Genomic DNA, 12,892 nt, shown 5'->3' on the forward strand with positions numbered 1-12,892 from the left:
GCGCCATGGGCGGACTGGTGAACGCGGGCGTGCTCGTCCTGGCCTGCGCCGGGCTGGCTGTCGCCGCGCTGCTGCTGGTGGTGCGGCTCTTCCGGCTCCGCTGAGCCCGCGCCGGAGCGCGGTGTCAGAGGCGGGCCCGCGGGCGCTCCAGCCGGTAGCCTTCGGGGCATGGAGCCTGAGCTGCACGACGACCTCAAACCGCTGGAATTCCTCCTCGGCACCTGGAAGGGCGCGGGGGTCGGCGACTACCCGACGATCGAGGCGTTCAACTTCGGTCAGGAGATCTCGTTCAGCCACAACGGCAAGCCGTTCCTGATCTACTCCAGCCGCAGCTGGCTGATCGAGCCGGACGGCTCGGTCGGCCGCCCGCTGGCGACCGAGACGGGCTACTGGCGGCCGCAGCCAGGCAACCGGATCGAGGTGACCCTCGCGCACCCGACCGGGATCATCGAGATCTACCTCGGGACGATCGCCTTCCACCAGATCGAGATCGGCACCGACGTGATCGCCCGCACCGACACCGCCAAGGAGGTCAAGGCGGGCAAGCGGCTGTACGGGCTGATGCCGGAGAAGAACGGCGCCCGCGACCTCGGCTGGGTCTATGAGATGGCCGCGATGGGCCAGCCTTTGCAGGCGCACCTGTCGGCGCAGCTCAAGAAGGCCGACTAGCGGCTCAAGAAGCCCGGCTAAAGGCGGCGGAAGGGGTTCGGGGGCGTCCCGGAAAAGGGAACGACCCCCGGACCTTCCCCGCCGGATGGCGGGAGACGCACAGGACTGGTGCGTCGGTCCGGGGGCCGGGTAACTGCCTGGTATTCGCCGATCACCGTCCGGTGATCGGCCACCGCCGTGCGATGACGACGGCGCCGCGGCAGGACGGCGACTAGCGGACAGTCACCTCGCGAGTCCCAGAATGAATCATTTCTTGGACCACCTCCTTTCGCGCGTGCCGCCAAGCTATGCGAGCATCCGGGCGGGAGGCAAACCCTTTTTCGGACGATTTCGCTGCGGCGGTTCGCCGCCCCCGGGACGTAGGATGCGGGCATGGCCGAGACGTGGCAGGAGGAGCTGCGGGCGAAGGGGTACCGCGTGACCCCGCAGCGGCAGCTCGTGCTGGAGGCCGTCCACAGGCTCGAGCACGGCACCCCCGAGGAGATCTGCACCGAGGTGCAGCGCACCGCGGGCGGCGTCAACATCTCCACCGTCTACCGGACGCTGGAGCTGCTGGAGGAGCTGGGGCTGGTCAAGCACGCCCACCTCGGCCACGGCCCCCCGAACTACCACCTGGCCGCCGAGGCCCAGCACATCCACCTGGTCTGCCGCGACTGCGGCCGGGTGAACGACGTGTCCCTGGACGCCGCGGCGAGCCTCGCCGCCGGGCTCGACAGCGACTACGGCTTCGAGACCGACGTCCAGCACCTCACCGTCTACGGCCGCTGCAAGGACTGCCGCGCCCGCTGACGCCGCGGGACTTCGGAGATGGTCTCGGACGGCTGATCAGGTCCGCGAGGCGTGATCCGCTTCCCGCCGCATAGTCTGGGCTGCATGGAGAGCCCGCTGCTGAACGTGCACGGGGCCGTCGCCGCCGACGCCCCCGACCAGGAGATCGCCGCGCACTACGGGGACCCGGTCCGCGAACAACGGCTGCTCGAGGCGGGCAAGGCGTTCGTCGACCGGAGCAACCGGGGCGTCCTGAAGGTCTCCGGCCCGGACCGGCTGTCCTGGCTGCACAGCCTGCTCAGCCAGCACCTGGAGGCGCTGGAGCCCGGCGCCGCGACGCAGGCGCTGCTGCTGACGATCAACGGCCACATCGAGCACCACCTGCACCTGGTGGACGACGGCGAGACGGTCTGGATCCACGTCGAGCCCGGTACCGCGCCCGCGCTCGCCGAGTTCCTCGACCGCATGCGGTTCTTCCTGCGCGTCGAGGTCGAGGACGTCTCCGACCGCTACGCCGTGGTGACCGGCCCTTCGGGCGACGGCCTGGCGGGCGACGGCCCGTCCCTCCCGGACGTCGCGGGCCTGACGACACGGATCGTCCTGCGGAGCGAGCTGGACGGGCTCGCCGCGGGTGACCTGCCCCCGGCGGGCCTCTGGGCCTACGAGGCACTGCGGATCGCCGCGCACGTCGCCCGTTTCGGCCGCGACACCGACCACCGGACGATCCCGCACGAGATCGGCGTGATCGGGACGGCCGTCCACCTGCACAAGGGCTGCTACCGGGGCCAGGAGACGGTCGCGCGGGTCGAGAACCTGGGCCGTCCGCCGCGCCGCCTGGTCTTCCTTCACCTGGACGGCAGCGTCGACCGGCTGCCCGCGCAGGGCGACCCCGTGGAGATCCCCGGCGGACGCCAGATCGGCTTCGTCGGCACCTCCGCACGCCACCACGAGCTCGGCCCGATCGCGCTCGCGCTGGTCAAGCGCAACGCCCCGGTGGACATCGAGCTGCTGGCCGGGGGAGTCGCGGCGTCCCAGGAGGTGATCGTCGCGCCCGACACCGGCGCGAACGCCAAGATCGAGCTGCGCCGCACCGCCGCCGACCGGCCCTAGCGGAACCGCCGAAGGGCGCGTAGAACACGGGCTCCAGGGGCAGAATCGTTCTCACGGGAGAGGCGGCCGTCCGAGTGGCCGCCACGCCCGGAGGAGGTGGGACCCGTCACCGCACCCGAGGAGCCCCCACGCCGCCCGCCCGAAGACGGCGACCGCTGGGTCGCGGGCCCCGGCGACACCGCGCCCGACCCGCCCTCGCCCCCCGAGAGCGTCCCGCCTCCGCCGCCCGGCCACTTCCCCGCCCCTGAACCCCTCCCGCCCTCCGGATCCCTGCCACCTTCCGGGCCTGCGCCGCCTTCCGGATCCCACGCGCCCTCCGGGGCGGTGCCGCCGCCTGGGCCCCCGCCGACCATGACGGCATCGTTCGGGCGGGGCGACCCCGCAGCGACCGAGGATTCGAGCGTCCCGCGTCCCGTGATGCCTCCGGACGCGCCGATGGCCCCCGCCCCGGCGCGGACGTCCACGCAGGCGGCCGGGGGACGGGGGAACCGGCGGAGGCCGCGGCGGGAGCCGCCCGGCGTGTGGTGGGCCGGGTTCGCGCTGTGGGAACTGCTGGCCTGGTACGTGGGCTCGTGGCGGCTCGCGCTGCTGGGGCTGGCCGCGTGGTGCCTGTACGAGTTCCTGCTGATCCCGACGGTGTGCCGGGTGATGACCGAGAAGGGCTACCCGTGCCGGGAACCGGTGCGCGGCAGGCCCTTCGCGTGCCGCCGTCCCGGGCACCAGGCGTTCAAGAACGAGGGGATCGCGCGGCTGCTCGGGCTGCGTCCCCGGCGTCCGGCGCGCGACGTCCGCCCGCTGCCCGCGCCCGTCGGGAACGACCGTCCGGCCTCCCTGCCCGTCCAGGACGACCGTCCGGGGCCGGTGCCCGTCCCGGAGGCGTATTCGCCCGCTCAGGCGGGCGCGCCCGCGCGGGACGAGCGGGTGGTGGTGCATTCGCGGGACGTCCGCGCGCGGCTCGCGCAGGCGGACCAGGTGTGCCTGATCCTCGCGGGCGCGGGCACGGTCGTCGCCATCGCCGGGATGATCTACGGATTCCGCGGCTGAGCCGTCGGAGCCGTCCTGCGCGTGTGGTCAGTATTCGAGGAGGACGGTGATCGGGCCGTCGTTGACCAGCTCGACCTTCATGTCCGCGCCGAAGACGCCGGTCTCGACCTTGGCGCCCAGGGCGCGCAGCTCGGAGACGACGGCCTCCACGAGGGGCTCGGCGACCGGGCCGGGGGCGGCGGCGGTCCAGGTGGGACGGCGGCCCTTGCGGGCGTCGCCGTAGAGCGTGAACTGGCTCACCACCAGCAGCGGGGCCCCGAGGTCGGAGCAGGACTTCTCGTCCTCCAGGATCCGCAGGCCCCACAGTTTCGCGGCCGTCTTCGCGGCCTTCTCGGGCGTGTCGTCGTGGGTGACGCCGACCAGGACCATCAGGCCCGGACCCTCGATCTCCCCCACGACGCGACCCGCCACGGTCACGCTCGCCCTGCTCACCCTCTGGACTACCGCTCGCATGACACGCCATTCTGCCTCCATGGGAGCAACGACGCTCATCACGGTGGCCCCGACCGGGGCGGAGTCGGCCAAGGCCGACGTCCCCGCCCTTCCGGTCACCCTGGACGAGCTGGTACAGACGGCCAAGGAATGCGAGGCGGCCGGAGCCGCCGTCATCCACGTGCACATCCGCGACGACGACGCGCGGCCGACCCTGGACCTCGCGCGGCTGCGCGACACCGTCCAGGCGCTGCGGGAGAGCACTGGACTGATCGTCCAGCTGTCCACGGGCGGCGCGGTCACCGACCCGTACGAGCACCGGCTGCGGGTGCTGGACGCCGAGCCGGACGGCTGCTCGCTGACCTGCGGGACGGTCAACTTCGGCGACGACGTGTTCATGAACCCCTGGCCGTTCATGGTGGAGCTCTACCAGCGGACGCAGGCCCAGCGGATCGTCCCGGAGTTCGAGCTGTTCGACCTCGGGCAGATCCGGTCGCTGCACCGCCTCCTGGACAAGCACGGCCTGCCGTTCGGCGGGCACGTCCACTGTGACCTGGTCATGGGCGTCCCGGGCGGGATGCCGGGGGACGCCCGGACGCTGGTCGCGGCGGTCGAGGCGCTGCCCGAGGGCGCGACCTGGTCGGCGACGGGCGTCGGCCGGACGTCCCTGCCGGTGATGTTCGCGGCGCTGTCGGCGGGCGGGCACCTGCGGGTCGGCATGGAGGACACCCTCACCTTCGCCCGGGGGCTGCCGGTGGCGGCGAACGTCCAGCTCGTCGAGCGGGCGGCCGAGGCGGCCCGGCTCGCGCAGCGTCCGCCCATGAGCGCGGCCGACGCCCGCGCCCTGCTGGGCGTCCGCAAGATCGACAACTGAACGAGGGCGCCGGGGTCCGGCGCACCCCACCAGGTCGGGTATGAGTAAGGACGAGAATGTCTGACTTGTGGGGGTTGTTGTGACGACGGTGTCCACGCCTGTCCTGGTCGAGGTGGAACGTTCCGGCTTCGTGGAGTCGCGCCACCGCGGCAGCGCGGTGGGACTGGCCGCCGACGGGACGACGGTGGTCCGCGCCGGGTTCCCGGACGAGCCGATCTTCCCGCGCTCGGCGAACAAGCCGATGCAGGCGGTCGCGATGGTCCGCTCGGGGCTCGCTCTGGAGGGCGAGCTCCTGGCGATCGCCGCGGGCAGCCATTCGGGCGAGGACTTCCACGTCGAGGGCGCCGAGCGGATCCTGGCGTCCGCAGGGCTGTCGGCGACGGCGCTCCAGTGCCCGGAGCAGTGGCCGCTCGACCAGGAGGTCGCGCTGGACGTGGCGCGCCGCGGCGAGGGCCGCACCCGGCTGCGGATGAACTGCTCCGGCAAGCACGCCGCGATGCTCGCGACCTGCGTGGCCGCCGGGTGGTCCACCGGCGACTACCTCGACCCCGCGCACCCGCTGCAGGTCGCCTCGCGCGAGGCGGTCGAGGCGCTGGCGGGCGAGAGCGTCGCGGCGGTCGGCGTGGACGGCTGCGGCGCGCCGCTGTTCGGGCTGTCGGCGACCGGTGTCGCGCGGGCGTTCCGGGCGCTGGTGACGGCCGAGCCCGGCACGCCCGAGCGCAGGGTCGCCGACGCGATGCGCGCCTATCCGGCCTGGACGTCCGGCACCCGGCGCGAGGAGCGCCTCCTGATGGACGCCGTGCCGGGCCTGCTGGTCAAGTGCGGCGCGGAGGGCGTGGACGCGTTCGCGTTCGCGGACGGCCGGGCCGGGGCCATCAAGGTCGACGACGGGTCCATGCGGGCCCGGACGCCGGTCACCGTGGCGCTGCTGCGCGCGCTCGGCGTCGAGCCCGCCGACCCGGCGGCGCTGGACGACCTGGCGACCGTCCGGCTGCACGGCGGCGAGGCGGTCGTGGGCGAGATCCGGGCCGTCCCGAACCTTTTCTGATCACGGGCGGAACGGCCGGAGGCGCGGCCCTGGAACGTTCCAGGGCCGCGCCTCCGCCGCGTCCCTGGTCATTCGAGGACGCGGGCCCGGCCGGCGCCGAGGCCCGGCAGGATCTCGGCGAGCGCGATCGCGACCACCAGCGCCACCGGGACCGTCCAGCCGGACGTGGCGTCCCGCAGCGCGCCGATCAGCAGCGGCCCGAACGCGGAGATCACGTAGCCGACGCCCTGCACCATCCCGGAGAGCTGGGCGGCGGTCGCGGCGTCCGGGGAGCGCAGCCCGATCATGGACAGCGCGAGCGCGAACGACCCGCCCTGGCCGAGTCCGAGCACCACGACGAACAGCCACATCCCGCCGAGCGGCGCCCAGGTCAGCCCGGCGAACCCGGCGGCCGTGAAGAGCCCGACCATCAGCGCGATCGGCCGCTGGTCGCGCAGCCGCGAGGCCAGCAGGGGCAGGGTCATGTTCCCGATGATCTGGATCAGGCTGGCCGCCGCGGTCACGAACCCCGCGCTGCTCTCCGACAGGCCCCGGTCGGTGAGCAGGGTCGGCACCCAGGCGAACAGGACGTACGCCAGCGACGACTGGAGCCCGAAGAACAGCGTGATCTGCCAGGCCAGCCGCGACCGCCACACCTTCCGCGCGATGTCCCGGTGCGAGGCGGCGGCGGCCGGGCCCGTCCCCGCCGCTGCGGCGGCGCGGCGCACCCGCAGCAGCCGGGGCAGCCACACCAGCGCGGCCAGCACGGACGGGACGGCCAGCAGGGACAGCGGCGCCCGCCAGTTCCCGCCGGTCGCGTCCTGCATCGGGACGGCCAGTCCGGACCCGAGCGCCGCGCCGCCGCTCAGCGCGACCGTGTAGAGCGCCGTCACCGCCGTGATCCGGTGCGGATGGTCGCGCTTGATGATGCCGGGCACCGCGATGTTGCCGATGCTGATCGCCATCCCGGCGACCAGCGACCCGGCGAACAGCGCCGCCGTCACCGGGATCATCCGCAGCCCGATCGCGGCGGTGAGCGTGACCATCGCGGTCACCAGCAGCGCCTCGGGACGCGGCGGACGGCGCAGGAACGCCGCCAGCAGCCCGTACGAGCCGAGGAACATCAGCGGCAGCGTGGTCAGCGCCCCGGCCGCCGTCCCGGACAGGTTCAGGTCGTCCCGGATGCCGCCGACCAGCGGCCCGACTGCGGTCAGCGCGGGCCGCAGGTTGACCGCCACGAGGACGATCAGCACGAGCCCGGCGACCGCCCCGGCGCGTCCGCGCGCGTCCTCTGGTGGTTTGAGGGGATTCGGTGGAGTTCGGGGGCTCGTGATCGAGAGGGAGGGCTCGGACTCCTCGCGGACGGTCACAGGGGGGCTCCTCAGGGGGTGTCGGGGGTGACCAGCGCGTCCAGCTCGGCCAGGGTGGGCTCGATGATCGTCCGGACGGCCCGCTCGGCCGCCTCGGGGTCGCGGGCCGCGACCGCGTCCAGCACGGCCTGGTGCGCCTCCTGGCTGGCCTCCGCGACGGCGACGTCGGCGCGCAGTGCGGCCATCGCCTCGCCGAGCCGTCCGGTGAAGTACCGGTACGCCTCGACGAGCAGGGGGTTCTTCCCGGCCTCGACCACGCCGAGGTGGAAGCGGGCGTCCGCCTCGCCGAACTCCCGGTCGTCGGCGGCGGCGCCGCGCGCGGCGAGCAGCCCCTCCAGGCGGGCCAGATCGGCGCCGGTGCGGCGGCGCGCGGCGAGCCGGGCGGCCTGGACGTCGTAGGCGAGCTGCACCTCGAACACGTCGATCAGCGTCGAGCGCGCCACGCCGGTCAGCATCGGCCGGGGGTCGACGCGGCTGCGCACGTACGTCCCGTCGCCCCGGCGGACCTCGAGCACGCCGATGTGGGTGAGCGCGCGGATCGCCTCCCGGACGGCCGGACGGCTCACCCCGAGTTCGCCCGCGAGCCGGTGCTCCCCGGGCAGCCGCTCGCCCACCTCCCAGCCGCCGCCGGTGATCTCCGACTGCAGCTGGTCGAGCACGGCGTCCACGGTCGAGCCCGTGGGGACCGGGTTGAGGGCCATGCCACCTCCATAGGTCAGATGTCAGACATCTTACCTACGCGAAAAAGATGGCTTTTGGGCGGGTGGGCCGCGAACGCCCCGGCGAGCGGCTACTCGTGGCCGCGGTGCTCGTACTCCTCGGGCTGGACGACGTCACGGCGGTTGCGCTGGCCGGGGTCCCCCTCGATGATCCCGCCCTGGACCGGGCCCCGGTCGGGCATCGAGCCCCTGGTCCTCTCCGGGCGTGCGCGCCTGCGCGCGGCGATCCGGGTCAGGACGAGCCAGGTGAGGATCGCCAGCGCGATGATGATCGGGCCCAGCACGAGCCAGTAGTTGTTCCCGACGTGGTGTCCGATGGCGAGCAAAGGAAAACACCTCCTCACCAGGCAGTACCCGGTGAGAAGGCGCTAATCCTCACATCTCGGGCGGCGTGCGGTCCGCCCTCCGTGGGCTCACATGCCGCGCGACTGGGAGATCGAGCCGGACGTGGCGAGGGTGAAGGTGCGCATGGACTCGGCGAACCGGGACAGGTCCCACTCGGCCGGGCCCTCGTACCAGTAGAGGTTGTCGGCGCCCTCGGCGCGGACGCCCGCGTCCTCGACGGTGCGGGCCCACCGGTCGACGACGTCGAAGACGACCGCGTACGGCAGGAACCGGGAGAACAGGGCGATGCGCTGCTGGGACGGCATCTCCGCGTCCGGCAGGGCGCCCCGCTCCAGGAACGCGCGGAACCCGATGGTGTGCGCCAGGACGGTCGAGCCGCGCGCGGTCTTGGCGGGCATGTACTGGCCGCCGTAGGCGAGCGCCGCGCCCGCGACGATCGCCGCGAGGCCGACCAGCGCGAGGTCGGTGGTGACGGCGAGGACGACGGTGGCGATGATGCCGAGCCCGGTCAGCGCCATGCCCGCGATCGTCCAGCGGGACCGGACGGTGTCCGGGCGGCGCGCGAACCAGCCCTGCTCGACCACGTCGTCGTACATCGCCGACCGGACGCGCTGGAGCTGCGTCGCGAACGTCCCGCCGAGCGCGGACAGCTTGACCGCCTCACGGCCGTCGAACAGCGCGCCGAGCAGGATCCGCTCGTACCGCAGCAGGTCGGCGTCGCCGCCCGCGCGCTGCAGCCGGCGCAGCGTCCAGTCGAGACGTCCGGTGGTGCCGCGGTCGTCCTCCTCGATCAGCAGGTGGCCGCGGACGGCCAGGTCGACGATGGTGGCGGTGACGTCGATCACGTCCGCCTGCTCGTCGATCAGCGTGCCGATCTGGCCGGGACGGACGCCGTCCGGCGGCTCGAACTCCTCGCCGGTGACGTGCCCGTGGTCGGCCTCGGCGGCCCGCTTGCCGACCACCCGGGTGTCCCGGCCTCGCACCATGTAGAGGCCGACGACGCCGCCGACCAGCAGGAGGAGCAGCGCCCCCAGCGCGGACGCGGTGACGCCGTTCACCGAGAACGCGGTCGCGGCGGTGTGGCGGCGCTCGAAGGCGGCCTTGCCGCCGGTCGCCCCGGCCGGGAGCCCGACGACGACGGTGAGGTTGTCGTCCGGCAGCATCTGGCTCTGGCTGAACACGCCCTGCGTGTGCGTGTGGTTCGTATAGAACTGCGTGCACCCGATCGTGCTGTCCAGGGCGCCCGCGAAGCAGTTGACGTTCTGGACCATGGCGGGCGCGTCGACCGTGGCGCGCGCCTGGGCGACGGGGACCTTCCAGCCGCCGATCGCCGTCCAGCGGAACTCCTCGGCGCCGTTCGTCTGGGCGACCGGGCCGCGCACGTCGTACTCCAGCACGACCGAGTGCTGCCCGGACGCCGCGCCGCCGGTGAGCTTCACCTCGGTCGTCGTCCCGGACGAGGAGACCGCCGTCTTCGTCGGCCCGCCGTCAGGGCTGGACGCCTTGACGTTCTCGATCTTCCAGACCCGGTCCCGCGTCACGCTGGAGTGCACGCGGGTGGTGAAGGTCCGCTCGAACCCGGGGCTGGTGAACTGGTAGACGATCGTCTCGCGGACGTGCGCGACGCCGCCCTTGGCCAGGGTGATCGCCGCCTCGTCCTTGACGACGCGGTCGGACACCCGCAGCGCCGATCCGCTCGCGGCCTGCGCGGGAAGCGCGACCCCGGCGGACAGAACGGCGGCGAGCGGCAGGGAGGCGACCAATGGCCACAGGCGACTCGACATGGCGGCAAATGGTAGCGGGCCCGCCCGTATAGTTCTGCCCTATGGCTGGTCACTACCCCCCTCCGGCCGGACGGCCGGGGCAACCTCCGTACGGTCCGCCGCCCCCGCGGCCGCCCTACGGCGGTCCTCCGCACGGCGCGCCGCCCGCGCAGCCGTACGGCGCCCCGCCCCGTCCTCCGTACGGCGCGCCGCCCCCGCCCCCGCAGGGACCGCCGCCGCCGTACCGGGGAATGCCCCAGCCCTACCCGCAGGGCGGTCCGCCGGTCGCCTACCGGTACATGCCACCGCGCCGTCCGCCGCGCCGCAGCGCGGGCGGGACGGTCGCCGGGATCATCGGCGGGTTCGCCGCGCTCGGCGTCGTCCTGATCGTCGTGCTGTCGGCGCTGTCGTCCAACCACACGACCGTCCAGTCCGGTGGGAGCGGCGTGACCGCATCCGGCCGGGGCAGCGGCGGGTCGCCGCAGAGCGCGACCCGCGCGACCGCGACGGACAACAAGTTGTACGCGACCGGCGCGCTGGACTCGGTGGGCTGCCACCTGCCCGCGCTGGACGAGACGTCCGACACGATGCGCCGGTTCATGAACGAGCTGAGCGACTGCCTCGACTCCACCTGGAAGGCGCAGTTCGCCAAGACCGGCATGTCGTTCGCGCCGCCGAACCGCGTGTTCTGGCTCACGTCCGGCAACAGCCCGTGCGGCAACTACCCGGCCCCCGGCTCGTCGGCGTTCTACTGCCCGGCGAACAACACGATGTACGTCGGGCTCAAGCACGTCATCGAGACCTCGGGCTCGGAGTCGGTGGAGCACTTCGCGGTGTTCGCGCGGGTCATCGCGCACGAGTACGGCCACCACGTCCAGGACCGGGCGGGCATCCTGCTCTACGGCGACCGCCTCATGGACCAGAGCGACCCGCTCGGCCGCGCCGAGGCCAGCCGCCGCATCGAGCTGCAGGCGCAGTGCTTCGCGGGCGAGTTCCTCGGCGCGAACCGGACGACCCTGCCGCTGGACCAGGCTCAGTACTCGGCGCTGGTCGTGGACGTCCAGGGCCGTGGCGACGAGAACCAGCCCGCCGACAAGCGCGACCACGGCTCCAGCAAGCACTACGCGGGCTGGGTCGTCCGGGGCATCCGGACGCAGAACCTGTCCGCCTGCAACACCTGGACCGCTTCGCCCAGCGCGGTCTCCTGATGTCCGGCTCCTGACGTCCGGGCGGGCGCGGTCAGAGCTTCGACCCGCCGGTCGCGTCCAGGACGCTGCCGGTGACCCAGCGGGAGTCGTCGGACGCCAGGAACGCGACGACGTCCGCCACGTCCTCGGGCGCTCCGACGCGTCCGAGGGCCGACATCGAGGCGGAGTGGTCCCAGGCTTCCTGGTTCCCCCGCAGCCAGGACGCGTTGACGTCGGTGTCGATGATCCCCGGCCGGACGGAGTTGGCCGTGATGCCGCGCGGCCCGAGCTCCACCGCCAGGTTCGTCGTGAAGTTGTCCAGGGCGGCCTTGGTCGCGCCGTAGGCCATGATCTCGGGCATCGCGACCCGGGCCAGCCCGCTGGACACGTTGATGATCCGCCCGCCGTCGTTCAGACGCGGCAGCGCCTTCTGGACGATGAAGAACGGCGCCCGGACGTTCACCGCGAACACCTGGTCGAAGCCGTCCTCGGTGAGGTGCTCCAGGTCGTCGCTGCGCCCGATGCCCGCGTTGTTGACGATGATGTCGACGCGCGCGCCGCCGGTGGCCTCGTCATAGGCGGCCCACAGGCGGTCGGCGTCGCCGCGCTCGCCGAGGTCGGCCTGGATCGCGATCGCCCTCCCGCCGTCCTTCTCGATCCGCGCGACGTTGTCCGCCGCCGACTCCGCGTCCCGGGCATAGGTGAGGACGACCGTCGCGCCGTCCGCCGCCAAGCGCTGGGCGATGGCCCGCCCAATGCCCCTGCTGCCCCCGGTGACCAGCGCGAACTTCCCGTCCAGACGTCCCGTGCCCATGGTCGTTCGACCGCCTCTCATTTATTGAATGATCGCTCAAGAAAGAAGCTAGCACAGATTCTTGAGCGGTCGATCTAGAATTGGGGCATGACCGAGACCCGCCGGGGCCGTCCCCGGGCCTTCGACCGCGACGCCGCCCTCGCGTCCGCCACCCGGCTGTTCTGGGAGCGCGGCTACGAGGCGACCTCCATCGGCGACCTGACCGAGGCCATGGGCATCCGCCCGGCCAGCCTCTACGCCGCGTTCGGCGACAAGAAGACCCTGTTCAGGGAGGTCGTCGCGAGCTACCAGCGGACCGAGTGGGCGGACTTCGTGGCCCGAGCCCTGGACGAGGAGCCCACCCTCTACAGGGGGTTCGCCCGCGCCCTGCGGGACGCCGCCGAGATCTACACCGACCCGTCCCATCCGGCGGGCTGCCTGGTCATCCGGGCGGCGACGAACGTCGCGGCGCGCGACGCCGAGATCGAGGCGTACCTCCGCGACATCCGCAACGCCAACGTGGACGGGTTCGCCGAGCGGGTGCGCGCGGCCGTCCGGCGCGGCGAGCTACCGGACGCCACCGACCCGGACGCGGTGGCCCAGCTCTTCGCCATCGCGCTGCAGGGGCTGTCGCAGCGCGCGGGCGACGGCGCGACCGCTGACGACCTGCGTCCGGCGGTCGACATGGTCCTCGCGGCCTGGCCGGGGAGCCGGGATTGAGCGACGTCGACGCTGGTCAGGATGGCTGTGAGCAGTCTCACCGGGGAAGTGCTAGCAAGCCGCTTGCAATT

At 73.2% G+C, this 12,892-nt stretch carries 14 protein-coding genes; 8 read left to right on the forward strand and 6 right to left on the reverse strand.

Annotated elements, in window-relative coordinates; genetic code table 11:
* Window positions 1-168 precede the first annotated feature (168 nt).
* The 4 genes from P696_RS0127230 to P696_RS0127245 all read left to right on the forward strand — a co-directional run bounded on the left by P696_RS0127230 (window position 169) and on the right by P696_RS0127245 (window position 3,591).
* Entirely contained in the window at window positions 169-669 is a 501-nt protein-coding gene (locus tag P696_RS0127230) for a heme-binding beta-barrel domain-containing protein (protein WP_026414792.1), read from the forward strand.
* A 372-nt stretch (window positions 670-1,041) separates the two neighbouring features.
* Complete coding sequence (locus tag P696_RS0127235; RefSeq protein ID WP_026414793.1) at window positions 1,042-1,458, forward strand: Fur family transcriptional regulator; 417 nt, start codon at window positions 1,042-1,044, stop codon at window positions 1,456-1,458.
* An 84-nt stretch (window positions 1,459-1,542) separates the two neighbouring features.
* Complete coding sequence (gene ygfZ / locus P696_RS0127240) at window positions 1,543-2,547, forward strand: CAF17-like 4Fe-4S cluster assembly/insertion protein YgfZ (protein WP_026414794.1); 1,005 nt, start codon at window positions 1,543-1,545, stop codon at window positions 2,545-2,547.
* A gap of 351 nt (window positions 2,548-2,898) precedes the next feature.
* Complete coding sequence (locus tag P696_RS0127245; protein ID WP_157429946.1) at window positions 2,899-3,591, forward strand: hypothetical protein; 693 nt, start codon at window positions 2,899-2,901, stop codon at window positions 3,589-3,591.
* 27 nt (window positions 3,592-3,618) lie between these two features.
* Here P696_RS0127245 and dtd read toward each other — a convergent pair whose 3' ends face one another.
* Window positions 3,619-4,044 carry a D-aminoacyl-tRNA deacylase gene (gene dtd / locus P696_RS0127250; RefSeq protein WP_026414796.1) on the reverse strand — a complete coding sequence of 142 codons (426 nt, stop codon included), beginning with the start codon at window positions 4,042-4,044 and terminating at the stop codon, window positions 3,619-3,621.
* Between the two features lie 19 nt (window positions 4,045-4,063).
* Between dtd and P696_RS0127255 the strand changes: the two genes are divergently transcribed.
* Both P696_RS0127255 and P696_RS0127260 read left to right on the forward strand, forming a co-directional pair.
* A complete protein-coding gene (locus P696_RS0127255; RefSeq protein ID WP_026414797.1) occupies window positions 4,064-4,897 on the forward strand; it encodes a beta-keto acid cleavage family enzyme in 834 nt (277 codons plus the stop codon).
* A gap of 88 nt (window positions 4,898-4,985) precedes the next feature.
* Window positions 4,986-5,945, forward strand: coding sequence for an asparaginase (locus P696_RS0127260; protein ID WP_211245874.1), 960 nt, complete (start codon window positions 4,986-4,988; stop codon window positions 5,943-5,945).
* 68 nt (window positions 5,946-6,013) lie between these two features.
* Here the strand turns inward: P696_RS0127260 and P696_RS48495 are convergent, their stop codons facing one another.
* From P696_RS48495 to P696_RS0127280, 4 genes are all read right to left on the reverse strand, one after another.
* Window positions 6,014-7,294, reverse strand: coding sequence for a CynX/NimT family MFS transporter (locus tag P696_RS48495; RefSeq protein ID WP_245627824.1), 1,281 nt, complete (start codon window positions 7,292-7,294; stop codon window positions 6,014-6,016).
* Window positions 7,295-7,305: 11 nt separating this feature from the next.
* Window positions 7,306-7,995 carry a FadR/GntR family transcriptional regulator gene (locus P696_RS0127270; protein WP_034487174.1) on the reverse strand — a complete coding sequence of 230 codons (690 nt, stop codon included), beginning with the start codon at window positions 7,993-7,995 and terminating at the stop codon, window positions 7,306-7,308.
* An 89-nt stretch (window positions 7,996-8,084) separates the two neighbouring features.
* Entirely contained in the window at window positions 8,085-8,339 is a 255-nt protein-coding gene (locus P696_RS0127275) for a hypothetical protein (RefSeq protein ID WP_026414800.1), read from the reverse strand.
* An 87-nt stretch (window positions 8,340-8,426) separates the two neighbouring features.
* Complete coding sequence (locus tag P696_RS0127280; RefSeq protein WP_026414801.1) at window positions 8,427-10,142, reverse strand: DUF2207 domain-containing protein; 1,716 nt, start codon at window positions 10,140-10,142, stop codon at window positions 8,427-8,429.
* A 41-nt stretch (window positions 10,143-10,183) separates the two neighbouring features.
* Here P696_RS0127280 and P696_RS48500 point away from each other — a divergent pair, with 41 nt between their 5' ends.
* Window positions 10,184-11,329, forward strand: a complete 1,146-nt coding sequence (locus tag P696_RS48500; RefSeq protein WP_245627825.1) for a neutral zinc metallopeptidase — start codon at window positions 10,184-10,186, stop codon at window positions 11,327-11,329.
* A 31-nt stretch (window positions 11,330-11,360) separates the two neighbouring features.
* On the opposite strand, the gene P696_RS0127290 is transcribed toward P696_RS48500, so the two are convergent.
* Window positions 11,361-12,143: an SDR family NAD(P)-dependent oxidoreductase gene (locus tag P696_RS0127290; protein WP_245627826.1), complete on the reverse strand. Its 783-nt coding sequence runs from the start codon at window positions 12,141-12,143 to the stop codon at window positions 11,361-11,363.
* Window positions 12,144-12,209: 66 nt separating this feature from the next.
* On the opposite strand from P696_RS0127290, the gene P696_RS0127295 reads away from it, so the two are divergent.
* Window positions 12,210-12,821, forward strand: coding sequence for a TetR/AcrR family transcriptional regulator (locus tag P696_RS0127295; protein WP_026414803.1), 612 nt, complete (start codon window positions 12,210-12,212; stop codon window positions 12,819-12,821).
* Window positions 12,822-12,892: the final 71 nt, after the last annotated feature.

This window comes from Actinomadura oligospora ATCC 43269 (genome assembly GCF_000518265.1).
Taxonomy (GTDB): Bacteria; Actinomycetota; Actinomycetes; order Streptosporangiales; family Streptosporangiaceae; genus Spirillospora; species Spirillospora oligospora.

Bases quoted from the DNA above. Each gene is read 5' to 3' on its own strand.
- P696_RS48500 (WP_245627825.1), top strand. From the start codon at position 10,184: ATGGCTGGTCACTACCCCCCTCCGGCCGGACGGCCGGGGCAACCTCCG.
- P696_RS0127270 (WP_034487174.1), bottom strand. From the start codon at position 7,995: ATGGCCCTCAACCCGGTCCCCACGGGCTCGACCGTGGACGCCGTGCTC.
- P696_RS0127255 (WP_026414797.1), top strand. From the start codon at position 4,064: ATGGGAGCAACGACGCTCATCACGGTGGCCCCGACCGGGGCGGAGTCG.
- P696_RS0127245 (WP_157429946.1), top strand. From the start codon at position 2,899: ATGACGGCATCGTTCGGGCGGGGCGACCCCGCAGCGACCGAGGATTCG.
- P696_RS0127280 (WP_026414801.1), bottom strand. From the start codon at position 10,142: ATGTCGAGTCGCCTGTGGCCATTGGTCGCCTCCCTGCCGCTCGCCGCC.
- P696_RS0127295 (WP_026414803.1), top strand. From the start codon at position 12,210: ATGACCGAGACCCGCCGGGGCCGTCCCCGGGCCTTCGACCGCGACGCC.
- P696_RS0127230 (WP_026414792.1), top strand. From the start codon at position 169: ATGGAGCCTGAGCTGCACGACGACCTCAAACCGCTGGAATTCCTCCTC.
- P696_RS0127290 (WP_245627826.1), bottom strand. From the start codon at position 12,143: ATGAGAGGCGGTCGAACGACCATGGGCACGGGACGTCTGGACGGGAAG.
- dtd (WP_026414796.1), bottom strand. From the start codon at position 4,044: ATGCGAGCGGTAGTCCAGAGGGTGAGCAGGGCGAGCGTGACCGTGGCG.
- P696_RS0127235 (WP_026414793.1), top strand. From the start codon at position 1,042: ATGGCCGAGACGTGGCAGGAGGAGCTGCGGGCGAAGGGGTACCGCGTG.
- ygfZ (WP_026414794.1), top strand. From the start codon at position 1,543: ATGGAGAGCCCGCTGCTGAACGTGCACGGGGCCGTCGCCGCCGACGCC.